This is a genomic window from Streptomyces sp. ISL-99 (assembly GCF_018614005.1).
GTDB lineage: Bacteria > Actinomycetota > Actinomycetes > Streptomycetales > Streptomycetaceae > Streptomyces > Streptomyces flavidovirens.
The window spans coordinates 78249-105108 of the sequence record NZ_JAGGPC010000017.1 but is presented as its reverse complement, the minus strand read 5'-3'; the positions used below and the strand labels follow the sequence as shown (position 1 = coordinate 105108).

Below are 26860 nucleotides of genomic sequence, written 5' to 3'. Positions count from 1 at the left end.
AAATCGATCTACGGATCAGACGACGACGTTACGACTGCTCCTCGAAGAGGCTCGTCACCGAACCGTCCTCGAAGACCTCACGCACCGCACGCGCGATCGTCGGCGCCATCGACAGCACCGTGATCTTGTCGAGCTCCAGTTCGCCCGGCGTCGGCAGCGTGTTCGTCAGCACGAACTCGCTGACCTTCGAGTTCTTCAGCCGGTCCGCCGCCGGACCCGAGAGGATGCCGTGCGTCGCGGTGACGATGACGTCCTCCGCGCCGTTGGCGAACAGCGCCTCCGCGGCGGCGCAGATGGTGCCACCCGTGTCGATCATGTCGTCGACCAGGACACACACCCGGCCCTTGACCTCACCGACGACCTCGTGGACGGTCACCTGGTTGGCGACGTCCTTGTCGCGGCGCTTGTGAACGATCGCCAGCGGCGCGTCCAGCCGGTCGCACCAGCGGTCCGCGACCCGCACCCGGCCGGCGTCCGGGGACACGATCGTCAGCTTGCTCCGGTCCACCTTCGCGCCCACGTAGTCCGCGAGGACCGGCAGCGCCGACAGATGATCGACCGGACCGTCGAAGAAGCCCTGGATCTGATCCGTGTGCAGATCGACCGTGAGAATACGGTCCGCGCCCGCGCACTTGAGCAGGTCGGCGAGCAGGCGGGCCGAGATCGGCTCACGGCCACGGTGCTTCTTGTCCTGACGGGCATAGCCGTACGACGGGATGATCACGGTGATGCTCCGCGCGGAAGCCCGCTTCAGAGCGTCGATCATGATCAGCTGCTCCATGATCCACTTATTGATCGGAGCCGTGTGGCTCTGGATCAGGAAGCAGTCCGCACCACGCGCCGACTCCTGGAAGCGGACGTAGATCTCACCGTTGGCGAAGTCGAAAGCCTTCGTCGGCACGAGGCCGACACCCAGCTGATGTGCGACCTCCTCGGCCAGCTCGGGGTGGGCGCGGCCGGAGAAGAGCATGAGCTTCTTCTCGCCGGTCGTCTTGATCCCGGTCACAGCACTGTCTCCTCAGACGTGTCCTCTGGCCGCGAGCCACTTTCGCGCGAACCAGCCGAATTTGTGTGCACGTATCACGGTACGCCGAGTTCGACGCACCTGTTTCCGGTCAGCTTTCGCCGTCGGCCTGTTCGGACACCGCGGAGGCCGCCTGCGCGGCAGCACTCCCCGGACGCTTACGAGCCACCCAACCCTCGATATTCCTTTGCTGCCCACGGGCGACGGCGAGGGAACCGGGCGGCACATCCTTGGTGATGACAGAGCCGGCGGCGGTGTACGCCCCGTCCCCGACCGTGACAGGCGCCACAAACATGTTGTCCGAGCCCGTCCGGCAGTGCGAACCGATCGTCGTGTGGTGCTTTGACTCACCGTCGTAGTTCACGAAGACGCTCGCAGCGCCGATGTTCGTGTACTCGCCGATGGTCGCGTCGCCGACGTACGACAGATGCGGCACCTTCGTGCCCTCGCCGACCACGGCGTTCTTCATCTCCACGTACGCACCGGCCTTCGCCTTCGGGCCGAGCTTCGTGCCGGGCCGCAGGTAGGTGTACGGGCCGACCGTCGCGCCCTCACCCACCTCCACGCGCTCCGCCACCGTGTTGTCCACGCGGGCACCCGCACCGACAACCGTGTCCGCGAGCCGCGAGTTGGGACCCACCTCACACCCCTCACCGAGGTGCGTCGTACCGAGCAACTGCGTACCCGGATGCACGACCGCGTCCTGATCGAACGTCACCGTCACGTCGATGAACGTCGACGCGGGGTCGACGACCGTCACACCGCCGAGCATCGCGCGCTCAAGCAGCCGGACATTGAGCAGCCTGCGCGCCTCGGCCAGCTGAACACGGTTGTTGATGCCCAGGATCTCCCGGTGGTCGGCCGCCACCGCGGCACCCACCCGGTGACCGGCCTCACGCAGGATGCCGAGCACATCGGTGAGGTATTCCTCACCCTGACTGTTGTCCGTACGCACCTTGCCCAGCGCGTCGGCGAGCAGCCGCCCGTCGAACGCGAACACCCCGGAGTTGATCTCACGGATCGCACGCTGAGCGTCGGTGGCGTCCTTGTGCTCGACGATCGCGGTGACCGCACCGCTGTCCCGGTCCCGCACGATCCGCCCGTACCCCGTCGCATCGGGAACCTCGGCAGTCAGCACGGTGCACGCGTTGCTGTCGGCGGCGTGCGTCCGCGCGAGACGGGTCAGGGTGTCGCCGGTCAGCAGCGGGGTGTCCCCGCAGACGACGACCACAGTGCCGTCGACCCCGCCGCCGAGCTGCTCCAGGCCCATGCGGACGGCGTGGCCGGTACCCTTCTGCTGCTCCTGCACGGCGGTACGGATGCCGGCGTCGATCTCGCCGAGGTGCGCGGCGACCTTCTCACGGGCGTGGCCGACGACTACGACGAGGTGCTCGGGGTCCAGCTCTCGGGAGGCTGCGACGACATGCCCGACGAGCGAGCGCCCGCTGATCTCGTGCAGAACCTTCGGAGTGGCCGACTTCATGCGGGTGCCCTCACCCGCTGCGAGGACGACGACGGCGGCGGCCGGGCGGTTGGCGCTCACGGGGATGCCCTTCGGCTTCGGGTGGTGGACACCCGCAGGATACCGGGGGGTGTCATGCCCGAAACGCGGGCGGGTCCTGACCGGTGTGGTCAGGACCCGTACAAGTGAGCTCCCCTATCAGGATTTGAACCTGAACAGACGGTACCAAAAACCGTAGTGCTGCCTGATTACACCATAGGGGAACGATCTGGCTAAACCGGACACTAGGCCGGGGTTACCGGATCGGCACTACACACTATGCCGTACCAAGCCCCTTCCATGCGACGGTAGAGGTCGGCGCTCTTGGTTACGTAGATGACGAGGCAGCCCCTGTACGCGTCGGCCGTGTTCTTTCGGACGGTACTCGGGTTGTGCTTCTTCAGCGTGGCCTTCTGGAACGTGGACGCGTCGACCCGCGCCAAGTCGGCCCAGAACTCCTCGGCCTCTGCGGCATTGGCCGACTCGTGAATGCTGACCCGGAAATGCATGCGCTCGCGCGGCACCTCCAGCAGCTCGAGCCAGCGCAGGTACAACTTGATCACGTTGGGGTCGCTGTTGATGAACTGCAACACCTCGCTGCGGCGATACGACTTGTCTTTGGAGCCTTCGGCCCAGTACAGCGCGACTCCGGTGAGAAACAGTTCCCTGTCCGACAGCGGGCCAACCGACTCGCGGGCGACGCGCTTGATCTCCTGCCGTTCCAGGTCCTGCGTCGCGCGCAGGTGTGCGAGACCCGCGTTCATGAGTGCGCGGCGCTCCTCGTCCGTGTATCGCGGCTCCGGCTTCGGCAGGTCGCGGACCCACAGCGAGATCGAGCTCTTCGGGCAGCCCAGTTCTAGTTGGATCTGGTCGTACGTGAGTCCCTGGAGGCGCAGCTCGCGCGCCTTCTCGCGAAGGTCGTCCTTGGCGTTCGGACGCTTGGTCCATGCCGGAGCGGGTTCACCCTGGACGAGGCGGCTGAGGATGTCGTTGTTGAAGATCTTCAGGCGGTCCCTGATCTGCCGGAGGCTGAGCCCTTCTCTCCGAAGGCTGATCGCTTGTTCGCGGAGGCTCTCGAGGTCGGCGTACTTGCTGTGCGTCTCGGTCATGTAAGCAGCCTTGTCCGGAATGCGGACGTCCGGCTCGAAAGTCTGGTCGATTCAGTCCTTCGTGCGGACAACACCCGTTTCGCGTGACGCTCGCCGCGTTCCGTGCTCGTCCGGTCGCCGGATATCGGGTGGCGGCCGCCCGTAGGGTGGATGGCATGACCGTAACGGGGGCAGACCAGGACGCCACGGGCATGACCGCCCGGCGCTACTGGTGGTGGGACAGGCGGCGCGGTGTCGTTCTGGATGTGGGGCTGGCGCTGGTTTCGGCGCTCGAATGTGCGTTGGAAGGGGTGGGGTTCGCGGGGGATGCGGGGCTGCCGGTCCCGCTGGGGGTGGTGTTCGGGCTGGTCGTGGGGTCCGCGCTGGTGGTGCGGCGGCGGTGGCCGATCGCCGTGGTGCTGGTGTCGATCGCCGTGACACCGGCCGAGATGGCCTTCCTGATGGGCATCGTGTCGCTGTACACGCTGGCCGCGTCGGAGGTGCCGCGCCGGATCACCGTGGTGCTGGCGGGGATGTCCTTTGCCGGGACGCTGATCGTGACGTTCGTACGGACCCACCAGGACGTGGCGAACGCGGCGGACGGGGACTTCCGGCCCGGTCCCTGGTACGTGCCGCTGGTGTCGCTCTTCATGTCGCTCGGGCTGACCGGGCCGCCGGTGTTGTACGGGCTCTATATAGGGGCGCGTCGGCGGTTGATGGAGAGCTTGCGGGAGCGGGCCGATTCGCTGGAGCGGGAGCTGTCGCTGCTGGCGGACCGGGCGGAGGAGCGGGCCGAGTGGGCGCGTACGGAGGAGCGGACGCGGATCGCACGTGACATGCACGACGTGGTCGCGCACCGGGTGAGCCTGATGGTGGTGCACGCGGCGGCGATCCAGGCGGTGGCGCTGAAGGATCCCGCCAAGGCGGTGAAGAACGCGGCGCTGGTCGGGGACATGGGGCGGCAGGCGCTGACGGAGCTGCGGGAGATGCTCGGCGTGCTGCGTGCGGGGGATGCGGGGAACGCGAGGGAGAGGGAGCGGCAGGGGCCGGTGGCGTCTGCTGTGCCGCTGGCGGCGGTCGGTGTTGCGGCTGCGGCTGCTGCGGCGGCCGAGGCGGAGGACGGGCCGTGCCTGGCTGATCTTGAGGCGCTGGTGGGGCAGTCGCGGCAGGCGGGGATGGTCGTGGAGCTCTCGGTGGAGGGTGACCCGGTCGCCTGCGGGCCGCTGGTGGAGCAGGCGGCGTACCGCGTGGTGCAGGAGGCCCTGACGAACGTGCACAAGCACGCGGCCGGTGCGAAGACGTGGGTGCGGCTGGCGCACCGCGGCTCGGAGATCGCGATGCAGGTGGAGAACGGGCCGTCGGACGCCGGAACGGCGGACGCGGGGCTGCCGAGCGGGGGGAACGGTCTGGTGGGGATGCGGGAGCGGGTGACGGCGCTGGGGGGTGTCTTCGTGTCCGGCCCGACGGACGCGGGCGGCTTCCGCGTCTCGGCGGTGCTCCCGGCCCGGCCGCGCGGGGTGTCGTAGTCCGCTTCAGGGTGGGGCGTGCGGCTGCCGCGTGCGGGCCGCTGGTACGGCGGGGCTACGGGGTGTCGCCTCCCGGCGCGGGGTCGCGCCGCCCCGCCGCCCCGCCGCCGCCCCGCCGTGCGGCTTACGCCGGGGTCAGGCGGCTTGGCTGGGTGCCGGTGATCAGGGTGGCCAGGGCCTGGTCGAGGTCGGGGCCCAGGTACCAGTCGCCCGTGTGGTCCAGGCTGTAGACGCGGCCCTCCACGTCGATCGCGAGCACCGCCTGGCCCTCGTCCCCCTCGCCGCCGAGCTCCGTGCCCAGTGGGCAGACCTCCGTGCCGAGTGCCCGGCCGAGGTCGGCGAGCGTACGCGCGTGGTGCAGCCCGCTCAGGGGATCGAAACGTACCGGTGTGGGAGCGATCTGCCGGCCGGGCCCGGACGGTGTGATGTGCAGTCCGCCGAATTCGGCCCATGCCTCGACCGCCGCCGGAAAGACGGCGTGCCGGTGGCCCGCCGGTGAGGTGTGCGCGCGCAGGGTGTCGGCCCAGTGCTCCGCCTGCCGTATGTCCCAGCGCCCCGGCTGCCAGCCGGCTGCGCGCAGGGCGACGTCCACGGCCACCGGGAAGCGGGTGGTGCTGGTGTTGGGGTGGGCGGGGGCGCTGGTGTTGGCGTTGGTGTGGTGGGGGGCCGGCATCGGCTGCGGGTCAGCCCTTCTCGGTAGTGGTCGCGGTCGGGTCTACGGCACGTACACCGAAATGGGCGAGCATGGGCGTACAGGAGCGGCACGGCGGCGCGTAACTGCCGTGCAGCGGGTCCCCGTCCTCGCGGATGCGGCGCGCCGTGAGCTTGGAGTGCTTCAGGGAGCGGCGGGCTTCGCCTGCGGTGAGGGGCTTGCGGGAGGCGCGCTTGGAGCGTGAACCCTCGGTGGCGGTGATGTGGCGGGAGAGGAGGATCGCTTCCGGGCAGCGTCCGGTGAAGCGTTCCCGTTGGCCGCTGCTGAGGGTGTCGAGGAAGTCCTGGACGAGCGGGTGCAGCTGGGGCGGCTGGTCGCCTCTGCCCGCGGTGCACGTCAGCGTGTCGGTGCCGCGCACGGAGAGTGCGGCGGCGACTGTCGGGAGGATGCCATCGCGGCGGTGGCTGATCGCGGGCACGCGGGTGGGTTCGGTGCTGCTCCAGCTGAGGCGCGGGTCTCCGGCCGTTCCTGTGCCCGTTCCCGTGCCCGCGTCGGCGCCTGTGGCCGTCGCTGTCGCCGCCGTCGTTGTCGCTGTCGTGGTCGTGGCCGTGCCCGTCGGTGTCGTCGTAGCGGCTGTCTGTGCGATGTGCATGGTGGTGCTCCCCTCCCGTGCCCGCGACGGTAGCCGCTGGTGTGCACGCCCCCGCGTTGCTGGACAGCCTGCCAAATGTGTCCAGTGGTACGGAAGCTGGGTCAGTGAATCTTGTACGTGTGTCGCCGGGCGGTGACCTGGGTGTGACGGTTCGTTACGCAAGGCGAGGGGCGGGACCGCCTGTTGCCCCAACGCATAGGCTGTGCGAATCAGCCAGACGCAGCAGGGGGCATCCGCCATGACGACAGGTCGGCTCGGGCAGCAAGCCGCGCCACCGAACGCGGCCTACGCCGGGCAGCTCGTGCATTTCCCGGACCCGGTCCGGGCCGCCCGCCACCCCCAGGGTGTGCGTGTGGACGACAACGGCTTTCCGGTTTTCACGCCGTACGCGCGTGCCGCCGCGGAGATCGCCGAGCCCCCGGAGGGCTTCGGTGTCGACGAACTGCGGCTCACCGACTACGTGTCCGCGAACGCGGCGCTGGCTGCCGACGGGCACGACCTGTGGGACACCATTCCGGCGGTCGCCACCCCGCACGGCTGGACCTGGCACCACGTGCCGAACACCCGGCGCATGGAACTCGTACCCGTAGAGGTGAAAGCGCTGTTGCGCCACCACGGCGGGCTCGCGACGGCTGCCGTCGACCAGGAGAAGCGGGGCACGCGCCCGTTGCAGGAGACGCGGCCGGCCCATTTCGGGCTGCCGAAGGGTTCCGTATCGGTCACTGAGCAGCAGATCCTGGGCGTGGAGGAAGACCTCGGTTACCGGCTTCCGGGCGCCTACCGGTCCTTCCTGAAGGCGGCGGGCGGCTGCGCGCCGGTGGGCGCGGCGCTGGACGCGGAGCTGGGGCTGCTGGTCGACCAGCCGTTCTTCACGGTGCGGGACGAGGCCGCGGTGAACGATCTGGTGTACGTCAACAAGTGCCTGCGCGACCACATGACCAAGGACTACCTGGGCGTGGCCTTCGTGCAGGGCGGCCTGCTGGCCGTGAAGGTCAGGGGGGAGGGCGCCGGGTCGGTGTGGTTCGTCGCGTACGACGACGCGCGGGACCGCGACGGCTGGACGGTGCACGAGCGCGTGGAGCGGCTGCTGCTGCCCTGCGGCGACGACTTCGACGCCTTTCTGCAGCGTCTGGCGGGCAATCCGCCGGAGCTGGAGACCGTGGCGAACCTGATGGTCGACGGCGGCTTCGCGCGCGCCGTCCCGGTTTCGGACGAGGGGTGACGGTCCGATGGTGACCTTCGCGCAGGCGCAGGAGCGCGCGGAAGAGTGGGTCAACGGGGACGTGCCCGTGCCGTCGCACCGTGAGGTGCGGGTGCGCGAGTTCGAACTCGGATTCGTGGTGTGGGCGGAGGACCGTGCGGGTGGTCCCGCCTCGGGCGGCGGCAGGCAGCGCCTCGTCATAGCGCGGGACAGCGGCGAGGCCACGCTGTGGCCCGGTCTGCCGGTGGGTGAGGTGATCCGCCGGTACGAGGAGGAGTACGGGGCGCCGGACACGTCACCGGCAGCGGACGCGGGGCCGGCTCCGGCGCAGCGGGTGGATCTGGAGCAGACGTCGTTCCTGTTGACGCCACCGGAGTGGCTCCAGGACGCGGCGGACAAGATGGGCATTCCGGATCGTCGCGGGGCGGACGCGGGGGCGGACGCGCCTCCTATTGGGCCGGGGCCGGGGCCGGGGGCTGCGGGTGGGGCCGGTGCGAGTGCGTCTTCGGTGGATGGCGACTGGCCTCTCGCCGGTTCCGCCGGTTCTGCCGGTGTGGACGATAACGGGCCGCGAGACGGGGCCGGTTCGGCGTCGTCGCGCGGTGACTGGGCCGATGCCGTGAGTGCGGGGGCGGCTTCCGCCACGGCGGGTGGTGCCCGTGGGGTGCAGGCGTCGGCAGGTTCGCCTTCGGCGGGTGGGGACTTGGCCGGTACGGGGGGTGGGGGCGGCTCGTCCTCCGGTGCCGGTTGGGGCGGTGCCGGTGGCCAGGCGGTACCCGGTGACGCCCGATCGGTGTCCGCCGACGGGAGTTTGGGCGGGGCCGGTGTCCGCGGGGTGTCGGGTGACGCCAGTTCGGCCGCCGGTACCGGGAGTTGGGGCGGCGCCGGAAGTGAGAACGCTTCGCAGGCCGAACGCGGGTCCAGCGGTACTTCCTGGCCCGCCGCGGGCCAGGGTGACCATGAGCCCACCGCCTCCGACGGGGTCCCCGCGGCGCCCGCCGGGGCGACCCCCTGGGCCGGGACCGACACCAACTCGGCCACCGGCTCCGACGACGCGTCCGTTCCGCTGCCGGCGACGGTTTTCGCGCCGCCGCTCAGCGGGTCCGACGAGGACGACGCCCCGCCGCCCGGCGTGCCGCCGGAGGCCAGGACGGCGCTGATGTCCGGCGGCAGTGGCTTGCCCTCGACCACGGTGGCCCCCGCGGTGCCCGGTGCGGCTCCGCAGCCGCCCGCGACGCCCGTACGCCCCGGTGGGCCCCGGTCCGACGCCGAGGAGATCGCCGACGCCGCGACCGGCAAGGCCGCGGTGCCGGGCGCCGCGCGCGGGAGCGGTTCGACGCCCCCGCCGCCGCCCGGCGCCCCCGGTACGCCGGGTGCGCGCCCCGGTGCCGTTCCGCCGCCTCCCTCGGGGCCGGGCACGCCCGGTGCCCCGGCGGGTGGGTACGTACCGACGCAGTTCGTTTCGGCGCTGGGTCCCGACGGGGCGCAGCCGCCTGGTTCGACCCCGCCGCCCGGTGGGGGCGTTCATCATGCGGCGACGATGTTCGCGGATCCGAGCCAGGGTGGTGGCATGCCGGGGGTTCCGCAGCCTCCTGGGCCGCCGGGTGCTCCTGGTCGGCCGACTCCGCCCGGTCCGCCCGGTCCGCCTGGTTCGACCCCGCCGCCTGGTGGGGGCGTTCATCATGCCGCGACGATGCTGGCCGACCCGAGCCAGGGCGGTGGCATGCCCGGCGCTCCCCAGCCTCCCGGCCCGCCGCAGCCTCCCGGCCCGCCGCAGCCTCCCGGCCCGCCGCGGCCTCCCGGTCCGCCCGGCGGCGATGTGCACCACGCGGCGACCATGCTGGCCGGTCCCGGCCCGGTCGGTCCGCCGCCCGGCGCCCCGCAGCCTCCGGGGCCTCCCGGTCCGCCGGGAATGCCGCCCGGCGCCGTGCCGATGCCGCAGCCCATGCCCATGCCGCAGCCTCCGCAGCCGCAGCGCCAGGGCTACGGCTATCCGCAGCCCCAGCCGACCGGGCTGCCGACGGTCGGCCCCGGCTACCAGGCCGTACTGCGCTACCGCGCCCAGGACGGCAGCGAGCAGCAGCTCATCCGCCGCTCCGCGCCCGGCACCCCGCACCCGGAGTGGCAGATCCTGCACGAGCTGCGCGCCATGAACGTGCCGCCGCAGCAGGTGCTGGAGCTGCACACGGAGCTGGAGTCGTGCGAGCTGCCCGGCGGTTACTGCGCCCGCATGATCCGTGAGACCTGGCCGCAGGTGCGGATCACGAGCGTGGCGCCGTACGGGAAGGATCACGCGAGCCGCCAGCAGGGCATGCGGCATCTCCTCACCCATCAGGGCGAGTTGCACCAGGTCGCGGACGGTCCGGCGCGCCCCGCGCCGGTGCGCGTGCCGCTGCCGCCACCGGGTCAGCTGATGCAGGCGCCGCCGATTCCGCCCGAGGGCATCGCGCACGAACTGCTGGGGGCCTTCGGGCCGCAGGGCATCTTCCGCTTCGACCAGGCGGCGGTGTCGCGTCAGGGCGTACCGGAGATCGTGGCGCGCACACTTGTGTGGGCGGGCCTGCCCGTCGATTTCGGGCCGTTCTTCTGGGCGCAGGCGGTGCCGGGCCAGCCGGTGCCGACGCTCGCGGAGCTCGCGGCGCAGCGCGGGGTGCAGTCGGCCTCGGACGCGGGCTCGTACCTCGTCATGGGCAGCGACTTCGGCCGGGCGGTCTGCGTGCAGTACGGCACGGCGAACATCGTGGCCGTACCGGTGGAGGCGGGTCCCGGCGGGCAGCCGGTGCCGCCGCAGTTCGTGAACACCGGGTTGCCGGAGTTCACCCGTTCGCTGGCGCTGCTCGGTCACATGTGGCGACTGCGCTTCGGCCTCACGCCCGAGCAGGCCGGACGCTGGACCGTCGACTTCCAGGCGCAACTGGCCGCGCTGGACCCGGCGGCGCTGGCGTCGCCGGAGAGCTGGTGGTCGGTGCTGCTGGAGCAGATGTGGGACGGACTGCTCTGAGCGGACTGAGGGACTGAGGGCTGACGGATCGTGAAATTCGGGGCGCTCGACCTGCACGGCGGGTCGGGCGCCCCGGTCGTGCTCTTATGGTGCGCCGTCGGGCGAGTCGGCGACGCCGGCCCAAGCGGTCGTGTGGGGCGAGTCGGCGGCCGAAAAGTTCTTCGGCGCGCTGCCCGACGACGTACCGATTCGGACTTCTGACGGCAAATAACGCACCCTTGACCGGAGTGATCAGGCGGAGTGTCGGGTTTTGGGCGCTTGAGTGTGATCCGCCAAGATGACGACGGATTGTGTCGTGCGTCGAAGAGGGGTTCAAGGATGAGTGCATCGGTTTCACCGTCACCTCACGGCTTCGTCGCCGGACGGGGCCGCGGCTACCGTCCGGACCAGGTGGAGCGGTACGCCGCCGGGCTCTCCCAGGACCGCGACGCCGCATGGGAGCGCGCCGCGCGCCTCACCGTCCTGACCAGGGAGATGGAGGCGGAGGCGGCGCGGATGCGCGAACAGGCCGCCGGCCTCCCTCCCCAGACGTACGAGGCCCTCGGCGAGCGCGCCCAGCACCTGCTCGCGGTGGTCGAGGAAGAGGCGGCGGAACTGGCGGCCGCGGCACGCGACGAGGCCCAGGCGCTGCGCGACGAGGCCGCGGCGGCGGCCGCCGCCACCCGCGACGCGGCCCGCGAGCACGCGGAGACGGTACTGGCGGACGCCGAGGCCCGCGCCCGGCAGATCGTCCTCGGAGCCCAGGGCACCGCCGACGAGATCAGGACCGGGGCACGCCGCGACGTGAAGGAGTGGCGGGGCGAGGCCGTCGCGGCGCTGAAGGAGATGCGGCAGCGTACCGCCGCCCTGCTCGCCGAGCAGGAGAAGGAGCACGCGGAGCGCTGGGAAGGCGCCGAGCGTGAATTCGCCGGTCGGGCGGCGGAGTTGGACGCCCGCCACGCCGAGCTGACCGCCCTGGCGGAGGCCGGCCTCGCTGACGCGAAGCGGGCCCTGACGGAGGCGGAGGAGGCGGCCCGTCACGAACAGGAGAACGCGCAGGCGCAGGCCGCCGAGATCCTCTCCCAGGCGCGAGTGCGCGAGGAGCGCGTCGTACGCGAGACGGAGCGCGTTCTGCGCGAGCACGACGACGCGCGCGAGGAGATGCAGGCCCACATGACCCACGTCCGCACCAGCCTGGCCACCCTGACGGGCCGCGCCCCGGCAGAGGGCTGACCCGGCAGGCGGCACGCGGCACGCGGCGTCGGCGCCGTTCCGGGCGTCGGCCGGCGCGCTCTCGCGGGCTCGCGCGCCTCGGGCCGCGCCCGCTGGTCCGTACCCGCGTTGGTCTGCGCTCGGGTGGGTCTGTGCCCGCGTTTGACCGTGGAGGGTGTGGCAAGAGGGCCCGGCCGGCGGGCGGTCGGACCACCGCGTCAGCCGTCGGGCATCAGTCCTTGCCGATGATGCGGCGCATACGCTGCTGCGCTTCGCCGGCCGAGAAGGCCGTGCGGTGCGAGCGCTTGCCCTCCTCTCGTACACGCACCAGGCCCTCGATGTAGGGGCCGTTGACGCGGGGGCGGGTGGAGCGAACGGCTGCGGCGGTGTAGTCGGCGATCCGCCGCGCGTGGGCGACCGCGCGGTCCAGCAGGGCAGCGGGTTCCGTGACCTCGTGGAGGAGCCGGTCGGCCAGGGCGCGATCGGCGGGCCACTCGGCGCACGTGTACAGCATGTCCTGCATGACGCTGCGGCCCACCACGGTCTCCAGCATGTAACCGCCGAAGTTGCAGGCGATGCCCACGCGGAACTCCGGCATCACGAGTTTGGCTTCGCGACTGCCGATACGGAAGTCGCAGCAGAGCGCGATCTGGAGGCCGACACCGATCGCGTAACCGTCGATTGCCGCCACGACGGGCTTCGATATGCCGGCGATGGTCGTGTACAGGTCGGTGATGTCGTCGATCCAGCCGTCCACCTCGTCTCCGCCGGTGAACTCGGACACCTCGTTGAAGTCGCCGCCGGCACCGAAGGAGCGTCCCGGGCCGCCGGTGAGGACCACGCACGCCACCGAGTCGTCCGCGTCCAGCGAGCGGAGCAGACGCGTGAGTTCCCGCATGCGGGCTCTGCTGAACGGGTTCTGTTCGTGTGCTTCGGAGAACTCGACGAGAGCCACCGCTCCGGGGAGTATCTCGCATCTCATGCTCATCGTCTCAGGATTGCTCGTAGGCATGCGGCCTCCCCTTTCGGAGGATAGGTATGCGGCAGTCAGCATGCTCAATCGGGTGGGCGGCGAAACGCAATGGGCGTCCACCATGCGGACCAGCATGGGAAGTTGGCGTCCGATGGCCTGTTTCGGCCTGGCCGCCGCAGTGGTGGAACCGTACGGTGCCTGGAATTTTCATGCGTTATGGTCGGGCGCATTGCACTCGTACGGCCGCCTCGGCGGCCACGCATGGAGGTCGGCCATGGACGACGCCGCGGTCCCCCGGGGCTTTCGCAGCATCACGAAGAACATGGGACTCAAGGACATCGGCGACGACTTCGCGGTCGTCGTCTCGGAGGTTCCGGCGAGGTCGGCGGCGGTGTTCACGCAGTCACGCTTCGCCGGGCCCAGCGTTGTGCTCAGCCGGGAGGCCGCGGCTGCCCGGCGGGGCCGGGGCATGGTCGTCCTGTCGCGCAACGCGAACGTCGCGACGGGCCGGGCCGGGGCCGAGCATGCCGCCGAGGTCCGGGGGCGAGTCGCGGAGATCATCGGAATCGCCCCCGAGGAGCTGCTCATCGCCTCGACCGGCGTGATCGGCCGCCGCTACCCGATGGACAGCATCCGGACGGGGCTGGATGCGCTGCGCTGGCCCTTCCCGGACGCGGACTTCCGCCGGGCGGCCGGCGCGATCATGACGACGGACACCCGGGCCAAGCACTGCTCCGTGCCGTGCGGCGAGGCTGTGATCACCGGGATCGCCAAGGGCGTGGGCATGATCGAGCCCAATATGGCCACCCTGCTGACGTTCTTCTTCACCGACGCCGACGTGCCCGCCGACCAGCTCGACGCCGTGTTCCGGCGGGTCATGGACAGGACGTTCAACGCGCTCAGCATCGACACGGACACCTCGACGAGCGACACCGCCGCCATCTTCGCCAACGGCCTGGCGGGGGCCGTCGACCCGGACGCCTTCGAGGAAGCTCTGTACCGCTGCGCACTCAGCCTCGTGCGGGACATCGCCTCGGACGGCGAGGGGGCGTCCAAGCTCATCGAGGTGCACGTCACCGGCGCCCGGGACGACGCCCAGGCCAAGCGGGTCGGCAAGAGCGTGGTCAACTCCCCGCTGGTCAAGACCGCCGTGCACGGGGCCGACCCCAACTGGGGCCGGGTGGCGATGGCGGTCGGAAAGCTGCACGACGAGACGGACATCGACCCCGAGCGCCTGAGTATCCGGTTCGGTGACCTCCCGATGTACCCGCAGGAGCCGGATGACGCCCTGTTGGCGAAGACCTCCGCGTACCTCCGGGGGAGCGAGGTGGCCATCCAGGTGGACCTGGGGATCGCCGACGGCGCCTTCACCGTGTATGGCTGCGACCTCACCGACGGGTACGTGCGGATCAACGCCGACTACACGACCTGACGCGGCGGCCGGCTTGACGCGCCGGCCGACTGCCGGCTGACCTGACGCGCCGGCCGGCCTGACGGCTGAACTGCCGGCAGGCCGGCCGGCGTTGTCCGTGGACGGCCGCCGGCGAGTCGGCGAGGAAGGGCACGACCGTATACGTCGAATCCGCCGCGCGGTGACCTCACCCGGCGGCGGTCGCGCGAGCAGGCGGTCACGCGAGCAGGGGGCGGGGCTGTCAACCTCAGGCCACGGCACCAAGTGGACAGGGTCACGCCCTTGATGGCTCAGCCGTACCGGACGAGAGTTGCTGCGTGCACGCATGCCGAAGCGGCCACGCCCAGCAGCCCGGGCGACGCGCCCGGTGCCACGCTGCGGGAACGCCGGGCAGTGCCGGCGACGCCGCTTTCAGCATGCGGATCGCTTCCTCACCGGACGGGTCCTGGGAACCGTGGTACCACGCCGGGCGGCGGAACGTACCGGCGCTCCATCCCGCGCCGGCGGTCCGCCCACAGCAGCGTGCGCCCCCCTGCACGAACCGAGCGGAAAGGTTCCTTCATGGCAGCCAGTACATGGGTCGTAGTGGCGAACTGCAAGATTCCCGAGCTGGAGGGCATCTCCACCCGGCTCGACGTGGACCGGTTCCACCTCTACCACCAGGGTCTCGAACTGCCGACATCCGTGCTGCCGTCTTTCGACGTGGACGTACGCACCATGCGCGCCGCCGCGTCGGACCACCTGCCCCACAGTGCGCCCCGGATGGCACACACCAGCATCCGGCTGGACGAGGACGTGGTCGCTGTCGCGACGTCGGCCTTCAACGAGGACCCCGTCTACACCGCTTCGGGACGGCTGAACGGCCGGTTCGCCTACTTCACCGACCTCTTCCTCGCCCCGCTGATCCTTCCGTCGCTCGGACTGCCCGTCGTACAGCGGCACGTGGCCGCCGCCCCCGTCGAGGACGAGACCCTGATCGAGCACGTCCGCCGCGTCAGCTACAACACCGTTCAGGAGACCCGGCGCACCAGCCGCGGGTGGGTGACCAGGACGGTGCACGGCGACGATCCGCTCAACCGCTACCGGCGGCCCACCCGGCACAACCCCATGCGGGCCGGCAACGATCAGCTGCACGCCCTGCGGCAGGTCATCGGTGACTACGCCGCCGCCTCGCCGCACACCGCGTTCACCACGCTGCTCTCCGGCGGTATCGACTCCGGCGCCGTGACGTTCCTGGCGGCCGAACTCGGCCTTCCCGTCGTGGCGTGCAGCGTGGGATCCCCCTGGGGCAACGAGTTCGAGGGGGCGAGGCAGCTCGCCGGACTGGCCGGTGTGGAGCTGGTGGAGGCAGAGCTGTCCGAAGACGCCTTCGTCAGGGCGATTCCTGACACGGTGCGCTGGCTCGGCGGCATCGCGCCGGAGGTCGTGGAGGTGGCCCTGACCGCCACAGCGGTACACCGCGACGGCGTACTGCCCCCGGACCGGGCCCTGTTGACCGGGTACGGCAGCGACCTGATCAACGCCGGCCTGTACTCCCCGTACGACTCCGACAAGGAACTGACAGCCCAGGTACTAGAGGCCGTGCACCGTACCCGGTTCACGGAGGAGCTCAACAGCCGGTCGGCGCTCGCCCATGGGCGGCCGGTGTTCCATCCGTTCTGGGAGTGGCCTGTCATGAAGGTGGCGCTGGAGACGGCACCGGGCTGCAAGGTACGTGAGGGCCGGGAGAAGTTTCACCTCCGTACCGCCTTCAACGCGTCCGTGCCCTACGAGGTGGCCTGGCGGCAGAAGATCGCCGTACACCACGGAGGCGGTCTGCAGGCCGGTGTCGCCCGCAGACTGGCGGCCGACACCGGCCACGACGACCGTCGGCGCGTCTACCACCACTGCTTCGCCCTGCTCCTGGAGAGGGCAGCGGACGGCCACCTCGACGACTGGGAGTCCGAGGAGATCTACGAGCGTGCCGCGCACGCGGCCAAGGCGACGCTGTGACCCGCCCCGTGAACCGCGACGTGAACCGCGCTACGAGCAAGGAGCAGTCCGTGCTGTTCGACGCCTTCCGCGAGGTGGCCGCGGAACGTCATGACCAAGTGGCCGTGCGTACGACGAGCGGCGAGACCCTCACGTACGGGGAACTGTCCCAGTACGCCCAGGAGTTGTCCCAGGGCCTGGCGCGGCACGGCGTGCTGCCTGGCACCGTCGTCGCCACGCGACTGGAGAACAGCCCCGGTTACGTCGCCCTGATGCTCGCCCTGTGCCGGCTGGGCGCCATCCACCTGCCGATCAGCCTGGCGTCCCCGCCCGCCCGTGCCCAGTGGCTCACCGACCAGGCGCGCCCCGCACTGCTCGTCACCTCGGGCGATCCCGCCGCCGCCCCGCACGGCCCGCAGGCCGTCGCGTTGTCCGGGATACGACGGCGGAGGGGCGAGGGAGCAACCGAGGTGCGGCCGGTGCTGCCGGATGCCGGGGACGTTCCGTTCCGGCTTCTGGAAACGTCCGGGTCGACCGGCAGGCCCAAGTTGGTCGCCTGGCACCAACCGGACCTGCTGAGCGACCGGACCGAGTGGATACGGCTCCTTGGTATCGCGCCCGGCGACGTGCTGGGCTGCATGCACCCGCTGGACGTGGCACACGGGACGGACGTCCACATGTGGCCGGCCCTGCTGTCCGGCGCCGAACTGCTCCTGGTGTCGCCCACCGCCCCCAGCGACGTACTGGCCGCGCTGCGCGAGCACGCGGTGACGGTGTTCAGCGCGCTGCCCCGGCACTATGAGCAACTCGCCGAAGCGGCCGGGGCACTGGGTGGCGTACAACTGCCCCACCTGCGCCTGCCGCTGTCCGGCGGCGCCTACCTGGGCGGCTCGACCGTGCGGCGGGTCAGGAAGACCCTCGGAGTGGGCATGCGGCGGATCTACGGCTCCACCGAGTTCGGCATCGTGCTGGGCAACTTCGCCGACGAGCACCAGGAGGAGCGGGGCATGCGCCCGCTGCCGGGGGTCGAGGTCAGGCTGGCACCCCTGCGGCCGGACGCCCCCCGGCTCGGGGAGCTCATCGCCAGGTCGACGGCCACGGCTTCGGGCTACTACGGGAACCCCGAGGCCACCGCGGCTTCCTTCCAGGACGGCTGGTACCACACCGGGGACGTGGCCGAACTGGGCCCGGACGGGGAGTACCGCCTGCTCGGCCGGGTCGGTGACGCGATCCCGGCCGGTGACGGGGTGGTGTTCGCACCCCCGCTGGAGGAAACCCTGGCGGACCGCTGCCCGGTGCGCGAAGTGGTCGTGCTGGCCGGTGCGACGGGTGGCGTGCTGATCGTCGCGGCGCCGTCGCCAGGTGTGCCGGCGAACGAGGCGGTCGACAGCCTGACGGCGGTACTGAAGGACGTCGGGCTCGCGGCGCCCGTCCGCATCACCGACGAGATCCCGCACACGCCGGTGGGGAAGCCGGACCGGCCACGTGTACGCGAACTGTACGGCTGACCGGCCGGGTTCGATTCGCAGAACGCTGATGAAAAACGAAGGAGATGGCATGACCAGCCAGTCCGTACAGTCCCGTCGGCTCACGGAGTCGGGCATGGGAGAGCTGCTGTCCCTGCCGCCCACGGTGACACCCGAGGGCATCGGCAAGCAGGTACGGGAAGCCGCTGTCAACTCGGGGTGTGTCCTGGTCCGGGAGCGGTCGCTGGACCAGGACGAGTTCCTGCGGCTGGTGGCGGCCGTGGGCGACAAGGTGGAGTACAAGCTGGGCGAGGGCCGGGCGGACCTGCTGATGCTCAACGCTTCCCGCGACAAGGACAAGGTCGTCACGGGGCGGGGACCGCTGCCTCTGCACACCGACGGGGTGCTCGTCGGCACCCGTACAGACCTGATCATCCTGTACGCGGTCGACTTCAAGGACACCCCGGGCTCCGGTGAGACCTACGTCGTCGACCAGATGGCGGCCTGGAAGGAGATGCCCGAGTCCCTGCGGTCGGTCATCGAGGAGCGCGATTTCGAGTACCGCGTCGAGGAACCGGACTTCTACCCCACCGCACCGGCGGGCTGGTACGCGGTTCCCAACTTCCGGGACTACGGGGGCGGTCACCGGGCGCTGAACCTCTCGACCGGTTACCAGGCGGACTCGGAGCCGCGCTCCTGGAGCGTCAGAGTGCCCGGGATGACGGCGGAGGAGTCACGGAGCTTCCTGGCGGAGCTCGACGGCTTCCTCAGAAGCCCCCGCTACACCTACCAGCACCGCTGGCAGAGCGGTGACCTGCTGCTCATCAACAACCAGCGCACCATGCACGGCCGCACGCCGATCAGCCCGGACGGAATCCGGCTCCTGTGGCGCGGTCAGGTCGCCGAAGTGGCCTGACCGGCACCGAGCGTCGCCGCCCCGGCGGGACGCCCGCACGTCGGCCCCCTCACCACAGGGGAGTGAGGGGGCCGACGGAAGCGGGGTCACTGATCACGGCCGGCGACGGCGTCGGTGGGCACCGGGTCACGACCGGGCCCGCCGTCGCTCACCACGGCCTTTCCACGGCCGGCCGCGAACGCTCCGGCGGTGACCACCAGGGCCACCAGCCACAGGGCGGTCAGCGACCAGGGCATGCCGTCGGCGCCCAGCCAGTCCGTCGCCGCTCCGGTGTACGGCGGTCCGAGCACTCCCCCCACGCCCCAGACGATCGCGAAAGCCGTGTTGGCCAGCAGCAGGCTGGTACCCCGCAGTCCCTCCCCCAGGAGCGTGAGCACCAGGGGGTACCCGGCGAAGGCGATGCCTCCCCACAGGGCCACCGTCGGGTAAAGCCACCCCGGGCCGCCGTCGACGGCGAAGGGCAGCAGGAGCGCGCCCAGCGCGCCGACCAGGAGTGAGAGCAGCAGCGCGGTCCGCGCCCCCAGCCGGTCGGCGAGCCAGCCCAGCGGGAACTGGAAGAGGATCTGCCCGATGAGCAGCGCGGTCAGGGCGAACGCCGCCTGGCCGGAGGTGAGTCCCGCCGCCTCGCCGTACAGGGGCAGGAACTGGAGCGTGACGGCGTCGAAGACCGACACGGTCAGCACCGCGACGAGCAGCACGGACAACTGCCGGGCGAGCGCCCCGACGGGTACCGCTCCGCTCGCCGCCATGCCCGGTACCCTGCGGCGGCCGGTGCACAGAGGCCACAGCGCCAGCAGAGGGCTGGCGACCGCGACGGTGAGCGCGGGGCCCGGAGCGTTGCCGGACACGGTCAGCACGGCCGGTCCGATGCAGAAGCCGAGGGCGAGCACGGAGGTGTACGCCGTGAACAGCCTCGCCCGATTGGCGTCGGAGGCGATCGCGCTGATCCAGGTCTCGCTGAGGATGAACATGGCGACCGCGCAGGCGCCCAGCGCGAAGCGCAGGACGAACCACAGCCCCAGGCTGTCGGTGAGGGCCAGTACGGACAGGATCGCCGACGTGCCCACCGACGCGCCCACCATGACCGTCCACGGTCCCCATCTGCGGACCGCCGCCGGGATCAGCGCGGCGGTCAGGACCATGCCGAGAGGCGTCATCGCGCCGTTGAGGCCCACGACGGTGCCGGAGACCCCCTGCCGCTCCAGCATGAGGGCGAACAGGGGGTACGTGATGCCGAGCGTCACACCGAACACGCCGATGATGACGACAGGACCGACGGCCCCGGCGGCCCCCGTGGCGCCGGGGCGAGGGGTGGTGGCGGGGCGCCGCCCCGGGGGGTTGTCACTCATGAGTCAGCCGTTCACCTGGTTCCACACCCGGCCGGGCAGCCCGAAGATGTCGATGAAGCCCTCGGCGCTGGCCTGGTTGAAGGTGCAGTCCGAGCCGTACGTCACCAGCTCGTGCTGGTACATCGCCCGCGCCGCGACGCGGGAGGCGATCGTGGCCCGGCTCTTGAAGAGGCGGAGGGTGATCTCCCCGCTGACGTACTGCTGGGTGGAGTCTATGAAGGCGTCGAGGGCCGCGCGGAGCGGGCCGTGCCACAGACCGTCGTACACGACCTTGGCGTACGCGGTCTCCAGGGGCTTCTTGTGGGCGAGGACGTCCGCCGGCAGGACCAGGTCCTCCAGCTCCCGGTGCGCCTGGATGAGCAGCAGCATGCCCGGGGCCTCGTACAGCTCACGGGACTTGACACCGACGACCCGGTTCTCCAGCATGTCGATCCGGCCGATCCCGTGGCGCCCGCCCAGCGTGTTGAGCCGGGCTATCAGCTCCCGTGGTGCCAGCGGAGCGCCGTCCAGGGTCACGGGGACTCCCTCGGCGAACCCGATCGTCACGTACTCGGGGGTGTCGGGCGTCTCCTCGACCGGTCGCGTCAGGCTCCACACCTCCTCCGTCGGTTCCCAGGTGAGGTCCTCGATCAGCCCGGCCTCGACGTTGCGGCCCAGGACGTTGAGGTCGATCGCCCAGGGCTTCTCCTTGGTGACATGGGGCGCGATCCCGTGCTTCTCGGAGTAGGCGATCGTGTCGGCGCGGCTGAACTTCCAGTCGCGCGCCGGGGCGAGGATCCGCAGGGAGGAGTCCAGGAGTGCCACGGTCAGGTCGAGGCGCACCTGGTCGTTGCCCTTGCCGGTGCATCCGTGGGCGACCGCGCCGCAGTCGTACGCGTGTGCCGTCTCCACCAGCAGGTCACCGATGAGGGGGCGGCCCAGTGCGGAGGACAGCGGGTACTGGCCGTCGTAGAGCGCGTTCGCCTTGACCGAGCGGAACCCGTAGTCGCGTACGAAACGGTCCTTGGCGTCCACGACGATCGACTCGTCCGCGCCCGCCAGCAGCGCCTTTTCACGCAGGGCCTCCAACTCGTCGCCCTGGCCGAGGTCCGCGGCCATGGCGACGATGTACGAACAGCCCATCTCGTGGCGCAGGTAGGGAATGCAGGCAGTGGTGTCCACACCACCCGAGTAGGCGAGTACCACACGGTCGGTGGAAGCCATGAGAACTCCTCTGTGTGCTGAGGGAAAGGGGGGAAGGGGTCAGGGAGAGGGCACCGGCTCGGCGTTGCGCCGGCGCAGTTCCGCGGCCGCCTTCCGCACGAGAGCGGGTGCGGTGCCGCCGGGGGAGCGGCGGCGGTCCACCGCGTGGTCGACGGTCAGCACCTCGGCGGGCAGCCCCGCGAGGCGGGTGTCGAAGGAGACGAGCTCCTGCGGTGAGGCGTCCTTGAGTTCCTTGTCCCGCGCCTGGAGCCAGGCGACCAGGCCGCCGACGACGCTGTGGGACTCGCGGAAGGGAAGTCCCTTCTCGGTGACCAGCCAGTCGGCGAGATCAGTGGCCACGGTGTTGCCCAGCTCGGCGTCGTGCCTGGTCTTGGCCGGGACGAAGGTGATGCCCTGAAGCATGGCCGCGGTGGCGCGTACGCACAGTTCGAGGTGGTCCGCGGAGTCGAAGAGGGCTTCCTTGTCCTCCTGCATGTCCCGGCTGTACGCGAGCGGCAGGCCCTTCATCACGGTGAGCAGGGCCATGAGATTGCCGAAGATCCTCCCGGACTTGGCCCGCATCAGCTCGGGCAGGTCGGGGTTGCGCTTCTGCGGCATGATCGACGAGCCGGCACAGAGGTCCTCGGGGAGCTTGATGAAACCGAACTGCGGGGTGCTCCACAGGACGAGTTCCTCACCGAGCCGTGAGATGTGCACGGCAAGGGTCGCTCCGGCGGACAGGTAGTCGAGGACGAAGTCACGGTCGGAGACGGCGTCCAGCGAGTTGCGTGCCGTCCGCTCGAAGCCCAGCCGCCGTGCGGTGCCGGCGGGGTCGATGGGGTAACCCGTACCCGCCAGGGCGGCGGCGCCCAACGGGGACTCGTCCAGCCTGCGGCGGGCGTCGCGCAACCGGTCGCGGTCCCGGAGGAACATCTCGCCGTACGCCAGCAGATGGTGGCCGATGGTGACCGGCTGCGCGCACTGGAGGTGAGTGAAGCCGGGCATGACGTCGGCGTGGTGGGCCGCTGCCCGGTCCGCCAGGATGCCGATCACCCCGGCGAGCAGGGCGTCCAGCCGGTCGATCGCGTCACGTACCCACAGCCGGGTGTCGACCGCGACCTGGTCGTTGCGGGACCGGCCGGTGTGCAGGTGCCCGGCCGCGGGGCCGATCAGCTCGCGCAGCCGGGACTCGATATTCATGTGTACGTCTTCGAGAGCCGGATCGAAAACGAAGGTGCCCGCCTCGATTTCGGCCTGTACCTGTTCCAGTCCGGAGATGATGGACGCGGCATCCGCGGCGGAGATGATCGATTGTTCACCGAGCATGGCGGCGTGCGCCTTGGATCCCTCGATGTCCTGTGTCGCGAGCCTCCGGTCGAAGCGGACCGAGGCATTCATCTCTTCAAGGAGGGAATGCCCACCGGTGAGCCAGCCGTCCCAGATTCCGGATTCCTGTGGGGGTTTGCCGCTCATTTCTTGATTCCTTCGGTGTGGAGGAAGGCGACCTTGAAGTCGAAAGTGCAATCCAGTTCCCGGCGTTTGCGTCTCATTTCGCGAATGCGGTAGAAGCTGCACAGCCACTGGAATGTGTAGATGTATTTGAGGAAGATGCGGCGCCCCGGCATCCCCCGGACGAACGCGTCTTCGTCGGCATGGATGTCGAAGCCGTGGTCCCGGGCCAGAGCGCCCATCGGGCTGCCCTCCGAGTAGAAGAGGAGCAGTCGCTTCCCGGTGTCCGCCATCATGTCCAGCGCGCCCGCCAGGAGCTGTCGGCCGTACCCTCTGCCACGGTGTTCCTCCAGCACGAACACCACCGCTATCTCGGCCCACCCGCCCACCAGGTGGTGGACGAGCAGGGCGCCGACGAGTTCGCCCCCGTCCCGGCGGACCAGTGCGAAGGTGTCCCGACGGCCCCGCCACTCGGACCGGCTGTAGCCGGTGATCTTCGGCGAGCGCCGGATCTGGGCGACGACCTCGTCTGCTTCCGCACGGGTCAGCGGACGCCTTTGGAGTACGCATTCCACGGGGACCGGACCGGCGGCACCGATGCTGACCGAATCGCTGTACGCGGGCACGGAGTTGACTCCCTCTCGGGCGTTGGGCAATGGCATCGAGTCATCATCCTTTCGCCGCTCATCGGGGGCGTCCAGCAAGGCGGCTGGCCGGAATGCGTCATGTCCGCGAACGGACAGGCGTACGGCGCTTCGCGTCTCGCCATATGGGCGAGACTTGACCGGCCGTTGTTGAACGCCCCAAGGGAGTGGGAAATTTGAGGGAAAGGGGCGGTGAACGTCACTGGTCCGTATTCGCCGCTACCGGGGCGGCGATCATCGCGGTGTGCTGCGGGTTCGCGCGGTACGCCTATGGACTCTTCGAGCCGACATTCCGTGAGGTCTTTTCGCTGTCGGGCGCGGGGCTGGGACTCCTGGGCGGTCTCGCCACGACGGGGTACGCCCTCGGACTGCTGCTCGGGCCGGGGGTGTCCGGCCGTTCGCCCAGAGGAACGGTGCTGGCCTCGGGGGCGCTGGCGGCAGGGGGAGTGGCGACGGTGGCCGTGGCGCAGCGGGTACCGGTGCTGGCGGTGGGCGCCGTGCTCGCCGCGAGCAGCGCGGGGCTGGCGTCGACCGGGGTGGCACAGCTGATCAGCCGACGTGTGGCCGGCGCCGGTCACCGGTCGGCGCAGACCTGGGCCAACACGGGGACGAGTCTCGGGCTGGTGCTGTCGGCGCTCACCCCCTGATCTCGGTGGGCTGGCGCTGGAGCTGGGCGTCCTTCGCGGCGATCGCCGCCCTGGCGACGGCGGTGACGTGGCTCGTGCTGCCCGCGCGACGGGACGCCGGGCAGCACGAACCCGAGGGCTTCGCGGTCTCCGCCGGCGGTGGCCGGGGACCGGCCTGGCGGGATTCCGATGTACGGCGACTGGTGGCCAGTTCGCTCGTCCTGGGCGCGACGTCCGCCCCGTACTGGAACTTCTCGCAGGGGCGGCTGGTGGAGGCCGGTCTGGCGGGGGTGCCCGCCGCCGTCTGCTGGTGTGTGATCGGCGTCGCCGGTCCGCTGGGCGGACTGACCGGCCGGCTGACGGAGGCGGCCGGCCCGCGCCGCGCCGCGGTGATCCTGTGGCTGCCCTGGTCGCTCAGCCTCGCGCTGCCGGGGCCGGTCCTGCCCGTGGCGCTGGTGTCGGCGGCCCTGTTCGGCGCGGCCTACATGGGGCTGAGCGGACTTTTCATCCTGTGGGCGGTGGACCTGTTCCCGCGCGCCTCACAGGGGGTCACGGTGTCGTTTCTCGCGCTGGCCGCGGGGCAGGCCGCGGCGGCCCCGGTGGCCGGCCTGCTGGGTGACCGGGTGGGCCTGGGCCCGGTGTTCGGGCTGGCGGCGGTGGGCGGGCTCGCCGGTCTCGTGCTGCTGCCACGGCACAGGCGGGAGCCCGGACTCACATCGGCTCCGCTCCCTTCGTCTCGCGCATGGTGACGTAGACGACGGTCGAGATCAGCGTCAGCCCGGAGACGTACCAGCCGAACCACTCGCCGTGGCCGCTGTCCATCAGGGCGGTGGCCAGGTACGGGGCGGTGCCGCCGAACGCGGCGACCGTGGCGGCGTACGGCAGACCGATGCCCGCGGTCCGCACGCGGGCGGGGAACAGCTCCGCCATCACTGCCGCGCTCACCGCCGTGTAGCCGGTGAGCAGCACCATCCCCGCACAGCTGATCAGCAGCAGGCTCCAGAAGGAGTCGCTCAGCAGCTCCAGCATCGGCACGGTCAGAACGGTGAAGCCGACGCCGAAGGCGATCAGCAGGGGCTTGCGGCCGATCCGGTCCGACAGCAGCCCGGCCAGCGGCTGGATGGCCGTGAAGAACGCCAGCGCGAGGGTGCTGACCGTGAGCGCCGATGCCGGATCGAAGCCGACGGCGAGCTCGGCGTACGTGGGCAGGAAGGTGGTCCAGGTGTAGAAGGTGACCGTCGCGCCCAGGGTCATGCCGACGATCAGCGCGGCTTCCCGGGGATTGCTGCGCAGGAAGTCGAAGAGCCGCGGCCGGGCGGCCCGCTCCGCGAGGGCGGGGTGGGTCTCCTCCGTACCGTGGCGTACCCAGAAGCCGGTCAGACAGGCGACCACGCCGATACCGAAGGCGACGCGCCAGCCCCAGGAGTGCATCTGCTCCGTACTCAGCTGCCCGGCCAGCAGTGCGGCGACGCCCGCCGCCAGCAGCTGACCGAGGTTCGCGCTCACGTAGCTGACGCTGGAATAGAGGCCGCGGCGCCGGGGCGGGGCCGACTCCACCAGGAAGACCGCCGCGACGGCGAACTCACCGCCCACGGAAAGCCCTTGGACCAGTCTGATGACCACCAGCAGCACCGGCGCGGCCATGCCGATCTGGTCGTACGTCGGCAGCACGGTCATCGCCAGCTGTCCGGCACCCATCAGGGCGATCGTCGCGGTCATCGCTGTGCGGCGCCCACGCCGGTCGGCGAGGACACCGAGCAGCAGGCCGCCGGCCGGACGGGCGGCGAAGCCCACCGCGAAGACCGCGAAGGAACTCAGCGCCAGTACGACCGGGCCGCCGCCGGGCGGGAAGATCTGGTCGGCGAAATAGGTGGCGAGGTAGGCGTAGGCCAGCCAGTCGTACCACTCGACGAGGTTGCCGGCGGAAGCCGCGAGCAACTGGCGCCTGCGGTTCTTGACCGGTGGCGGGGCGCCCGGTGGCGAGGCGGGAGAAGGGCCGGGTGCGGCGTCAACGCTCAAGGGGTGTCTCTCTGGCCGGGGCGGCGGCGGTCGTGGTCAGTTTGCGGTCGGCGGCGGCCGGTGTCACCTGGTCCGCGAGCTCCGGTTCGGATCCACCTCCGCCCGCCGAACCGAGCTCGATGACGTACATCGCCGCGAGCACGAGGGCCGCGCCCAGCAGTTGGAAGGCGGTGAGCTCCTCGCCGACCAGCCGCCCGATGAACGCGGCGAACACCGGCTCCATGGTCATGACGATGGCGACCCGGGTGGCGCTGATCCGGGTCTGCGACCAGGTCTGGATGACAATGCCGATGGCCGTCGCCAGGACGCCGGTGTACAGCACGCCGAACCAGGCGCCCGCGTCCGGCGGGACCATCTCCAGGCCGCCCGGCGCCGCGGCGACCCCGCACACCACGGCGACGGTGGCCATCTGCACCAGGACCAGGGCGTACGGATCGCGTCCCGCCACCCACTCGCCGGTGCCGACGATCTGCAGGGCCAGACACAGGGCGCAGCCCAGAGTCAGCAGTTCCCCGATCCCGATGGAGAAACCGCGCAACGTCAGCAGCGCCAGGCCGGCCAGGGCGAGCACCATGGCGGCCCAGGTTCCCAGTGACAGCCGGCGGCGCAGGACGACGGCGGTGATCAGCGGCGTGAACACCACGAACATGCCGGTCACGAAGGCCGACACCGTCGTGGAGGTGTAGAGAAGCCCGTACGTCTGGAACAGGTACGTGCCGGCCAGCGCCAGGCCCAGCAGCACACCCCGCACCAGCCCGCCGCGATCCAGCGACCACAGCGCCCGGGGCCTGATGACCACCAGGACCAGAGCGGCGACCGCGAACCGCGCGGCGGTGAAGTCCAGCACCGGCATGCGGTCGATCGAGTCCTGGATGATCACGAAGGTGGAGGCCCATACGGCCGTGACCGCCACCATCAGGAGCACGGCGCTGGACGCTCGGCGTGACGGTGGTGCCGGAGCCGTGGTGTCAGGAGTCATCCGAGGGTCTGTCCTTCGTACGGGGGCGGGGTGCGGACG

22 protein-coding genes are annotated in these 26860 nt (G+C 70.9%); 10 read left to right on the top strand and 12 right to left on the bottom strand.

What is annotated here, in order from left to right; translation table 11 throughout:
* Positions 1-28: 28 nt before the first annotated feature.
* The 3 genes from J7E91_RS10895 to J7E91_RS10885 form a co-directional block, all read right to left on the bottom strand.
* A complete protein-coding gene (locus J7E91_RS10895) occupies positions 29-1006 on the bottom strand; it encodes a ribose-phosphate diphosphokinase (protein WP_214901332.1) in 978 nt (325 codons plus the stop codon).
* A 109-nt stretch (positions 1007-1115) separates the two neighbouring features.
* The gene (gene glmU / locus J7E91_RS10890; protein WP_214901330.1) at positions 1116-2567 is read right to left on the bottom strand and encodes a bifunctional UDP-N-acetylglucosamine diphosphorylase/glucosamine-1-phosphate N-acetyltransferase GlmU; all 1452 of its coding nucleotides are present in this window, start codon (positions 2565-2567) and stop codon (positions 1116-1118) included.
* A 203-nt stretch (positions 2568-2770) separates the two neighbouring features.
* Positions 2771-3634, bottom strand: coding sequence for a hypothetical protein (locus J7E91_RS10885; protein WP_214901328.1), 864 nt, complete (start codon positions 3632-3634; stop codon positions 2771-2773).
* A gap of 155 nt (positions 3635-3789) precedes the next feature.
* On the opposite strand from J7E91_RS10885, the gene J7E91_RS10880 reads away from it, so the two are divergent.
* Positions 3790-5139, top strand: a complete 1350-nt coding sequence (locus tag J7E91_RS10880; RefSeq protein ID WP_214901326.1) for a sensor histidine kinase — start codon at positions 3790-3792, stop codon at positions 5137-5139.
* 124 nt (positions 5140-5263) lie between these two features.
* On the opposite strand, the gene J7E91_RS10875 is transcribed toward J7E91_RS10880, so the two are convergent.
* Together J7E91_RS10875 and J7E91_RS10870 are read right to left on the bottom strand one after the other, a co-directional pair.
* Complete coding sequence (locus tag J7E91_RS10875) at positions 5264-5812, bottom strand: SUKH-3 domain-containing protein (RefSeq protein ID WP_214901324.1); 549 nt, start codon at positions 5810-5812, stop codon at positions 5264-5266.
* A 10-nt stretch (positions 5813-5822) separates the two neighbouring features.
* Positions 5823-6437: a YwqJ-related putative deaminase gene (locus J7E91_RS10870; protein ID WP_374224666.1), complete on the bottom strand. Its 615-nt coding sequence runs from the start codon at positions 6435-6437 to the stop codon at positions 5823-5825.
* Positions 6438-6681: 244 nt separating this feature from the next.
* Between J7E91_RS10870 and J7E91_RS10865 the strand changes: the two genes are divergently transcribed.
* From J7E91_RS10865 to J7E91_RS10855, 3 genes are all read left to right on the top strand, one after another.
* Positions 6682-7665, top strand: coding sequence for an HNH endonuclease (locus J7E91_RS10865; protein WP_214901320.1), 984 nt, complete (start codon positions 6682-6684; stop codon positions 7663-7665).
* A gap of 7 nt (positions 7666-7672) precedes the next feature.
* Complete coding sequence (locus tag J7E91_RS10860; protein WP_214901318.1) at positions 7673-10645, top strand: SUKH-4 family immunity protein; 2973 nt, start codon at positions 7673-7675, stop codon at positions 10643-10645.
* A gap of 318 nt (positions 10646-10963) precedes the next feature.
* On the top strand, positions 10964-11857 hold the full coding sequence (locus tag J7E91_RS10855; protein ID WP_214901316.1) for a cellulose-binding protein: 894 nt from the start codon (positions 10964-10966) through the stop codon (positions 11855-11857).
* Positions 11858-12068: 211 nt separating this feature from the next.
* On the opposite strand, the gene J7E91_RS10850 is transcribed toward J7E91_RS10855, so the two are convergent.
* The gene (locus J7E91_RS10850; RefSeq protein WP_251015490.1) at positions 12069-12824 is read right to left on the bottom strand and encodes an enoyl-CoA hydratase/isomerase family protein; all 756 of its coding nucleotides are present in this window, start codon (positions 12822-12824) and stop codon (positions 12069-12071) included.
* Positions 12825-13083: 259 nt separating this feature from the next.
* Between J7E91_RS10850 and argJ the strand changes: the two genes are divergently transcribed.
* The 4 genes from argJ to J7E91_RS10830 all read left to right on the top strand — a co-directional run bounded on the left by argJ (position 13084) and on the right by J7E91_RS10830 (position 18573).
* Positions 13084-14241: a bifunctional glutamate N-acetyltransferase/amino-acid acetyltransferase ArgJ gene (gene argJ, locus J7E91_RS10845; RefSeq protein WP_214901312.1), complete on the top strand. Its 1158-nt coding sequence runs from the start codon at positions 13084-13086 to the stop codon at positions 14239-14241.
* Between the two features lie 540 nt (positions 14242-14781).
* A complete protein-coding gene (locus J7E91_RS10840; RefSeq protein ID WP_214901310.1) occupies positions 14782-16212 on the top strand; it encodes an asparagine synthase-related protein in 1431 nt (476 codons plus the stop codon).
* Positions 16209-17699 (top strand): class I adenylate-forming enzyme family protein, encoded by a 1491-nt coding sequence (locus tag J7E91_RS10835; RefSeq protein ID WP_214901303.1) that lies wholly within the window; start codon positions 16209-16211, stop codon positions 17697-17699. The genes J7E91_RS10840 and J7E91_RS10835 overlap by 4 nt, the downstream gene beginning before the upstream one ends.
* A 49-nt stretch (positions 17700-17748) precedes the next feature.
* Positions 17749-18573 carry a TauD/TfdA family dioxygenase gene (locus tag J7E91_RS10830; RefSeq protein ID WP_214901301.1) on the top strand — a complete coding sequence of 275 codons (825 nt, stop codon included), beginning with the start codon at positions 17749-17751 and terminating at the stop codon, positions 18571-18573.
* An 86-nt stretch (positions 18574-18659) separates the two neighbouring features.
* Here J7E91_RS10830 and J7E91_RS10825 read toward each other — a convergent pair whose 3' ends face one another.
* From J7E91_RS10825 to J7E91_RS10810, 4 genes are read right to left on the bottom strand one after another with little or no spacing between them, the layout of a single operon-like run.
* Positions 18660-19922, bottom strand: a complete 1263-nt coding sequence (locus J7E91_RS10825) for an MFS transporter (protein WP_214901300.1) — start codon at positions 19920-19922, stop codon at positions 18660-18662.
* Positions 19923-19925: 3 nt separating this feature from the next.
* Complete coding sequence (locus J7E91_RS10820; RefSeq protein WP_214901298.1) at positions 19926-21125, bottom strand: argininosuccinate synthase; 1200 nt, start codon at positions 21123-21125, stop codon at positions 19926-19928.
* Between the two features lie 39 nt (positions 21126-21164).
* Positions 21165-22577 (bottom strand): argininosuccinate lyase, encoded by a 1413-nt coding sequence (gene argH / locus J7E91_RS10815; RefSeq protein ID WP_214901296.1) that lies wholly within the window; start codon positions 22575-22577, stop codon positions 21165-21167.
* On the bottom strand, positions 22574-23179 hold the full coding sequence (locus J7E91_RS10810; RefSeq protein ID WP_214901294.1) for a GNAT family N-acetyltransferase: 606 nt from the start codon (positions 23177-23179) through the stop codon (positions 22574-22576). The genes argH and J7E91_RS10810 overlap by 4 nt, the downstream gene beginning before the upstream one ends.
* Before the next feature lie 194 nt (positions 23180-23373).
* Here J7E91_RS10810 and J7E91_RS10805 point away from each other — a divergent pair, with 194 nt between their 5' ends.
* The gene (locus J7E91_RS10805) at positions 23374-23844 is read left to right on the top strand and encodes a hypothetical protein (protein WP_214901293.1); all 471 of its coding nucleotides are present in this window, start codon (positions 23374-23376) and stop codon (positions 23842-23844) included.
* 5 nt (positions 23845-23849) lie between these two features.
* Positions 23850-24572: a hypothetical protein gene (locus J7E91_RS10800; protein ID WP_214901291.1), complete on the top strand. Its 723-nt coding sequence runs from the start codon at positions 23850-23852 to the stop codon at positions 24570-24572.
* On the opposite strand, the gene J7E91_RS10795 is transcribed toward J7E91_RS10800, so the two are convergent.
* Positions 24535-25842 (bottom strand): MFS transporter, encoded by a 1308-nt coding sequence (locus J7E91_RS10795; RefSeq protein WP_214901289.1) that lies wholly within the window; start codon positions 25840-25842, stop codon positions 24535-24537. The two genes, J7E91_RS10800 and J7E91_RS10795, sit on opposite strands and share 38 nt — an antisense overlap.
* Positions 25832-26821 carry a DMT family transporter gene (locus J7E91_RS10790; RefSeq protein WP_214901287.1) on the bottom strand — a complete coding sequence of 330 codons (990 nt, stop codon included), beginning with the start codon at positions 26819-26821 and terminating at the stop codon, positions 25832-25834. Before J7E91_RS10790 ends, J7E91_RS10795 begins: the two co-directional genes overlap by 11 nt.
* Between the last annotated feature and the right edge of the window lie 39 nt (positions 26822-26860).

What these genes read in the sequence shown, in the direction of transcription:
- J7E91_RS10885 (WP_214901328.1), bottom strand. Translation starts at nt 3,634, where the DNA reads ATGACCGAGACGCACAGCAAGTACGCCGACCTCGAGAGCCTCCGCGAA.
- J7E91_RS10880 (WP_214901326.1), top strand. Translation starts at nt 3,790, where the DNA reads ATGACCGTAACGGGGGCAGACCAGGACGCCACGGGCATGACCGCCCGG.
- J7E91_RS10875 (WP_214901324.1), bottom strand. Translation starts at nt 5,812, where the DNA reads ATGCCGGCCCCCCACCACACCAACGCCAACACCAGCGCCCCCGCCCAC.
- J7E91_RS10865 (WP_214901320.1), top strand. Translation starts at nt 6,682, where the DNA reads ATGACGACAGGTCGGCTCGGGCAGCAAGCCGCGCCACCGAACGCGGCC.
- J7E91_RS10860 (WP_214901318.1), top strand. Translation starts at nt 7,673, where the DNA reads ATGGTGACCTTCGCGCAGGCGCAGGAGCGCGCGGAAGAGTGGGTCAAC.
- J7E91_RS10855 (WP_214901316.1), top strand. Translation starts at nt 10,964, where the DNA reads ATGAGTGCATCGGTTTCACCGTCACCTCACGGCTTCGTCGCCGGACGG.
- J7E91_RS10850 (WP_251015490.1), bottom strand. Translation starts at nt 12,824, where the DNA reads ATGAGCATGAGATGCGAGATACTCCCCGGAGCGGTGGCTCTCGTCGAG.
- argJ (WP_214901312.1), top strand. Translation starts at nt 13,084, where the DNA reads ATGGACGACGCCGCGGTCCCCCGGGGCTTTCGCAGCATCACGAAGAAC.
- J7E91_RS10840 (WP_214901310.1), top strand. Translation starts at nt 14,782, where the DNA reads ATGGCAGCCAGTACATGGGTCGTAGTGGCGAACTGCAAGATTCCCGAG.
- J7E91_RS10830 (WP_214901301.1), top strand. Translation starts at nt 17,749, where the DNA reads ATGACCAGCCAGTCCGTACAGTCCCGTCGGCTCACGGAGTCGGGCATG.
- J7E91_RS10825 (WP_214901300.1), bottom strand. Translation starts at nt 19,922, where the DNA reads ATGAGTGACAACCCCCCGGGGCGGCGCCCCGCCACCACCCCTCGCCCC.
- J7E91_RS10820 (WP_214901298.1), bottom strand. Translation starts at nt 21,125, where the DNA reads ATGGCTTCCACCGACCGTGTGGTACTCGCCTACTCGGGTGGTGTGGAC.
- argH (WP_214901296.1), bottom strand. Translation starts at nt 22,577, where the DNA reads ATGAGCGGCAAACCCCCACAGGAATCCGGAATCTGGGACGGCTGGCTC.
- J7E91_RS10790 (WP_214901287.1), bottom strand. Translation starts at nt 26,821, where the DNA reads ATGACTCCTGACACCACGGCTCCGGCACCACCGTCACGCCGAGCGTCC.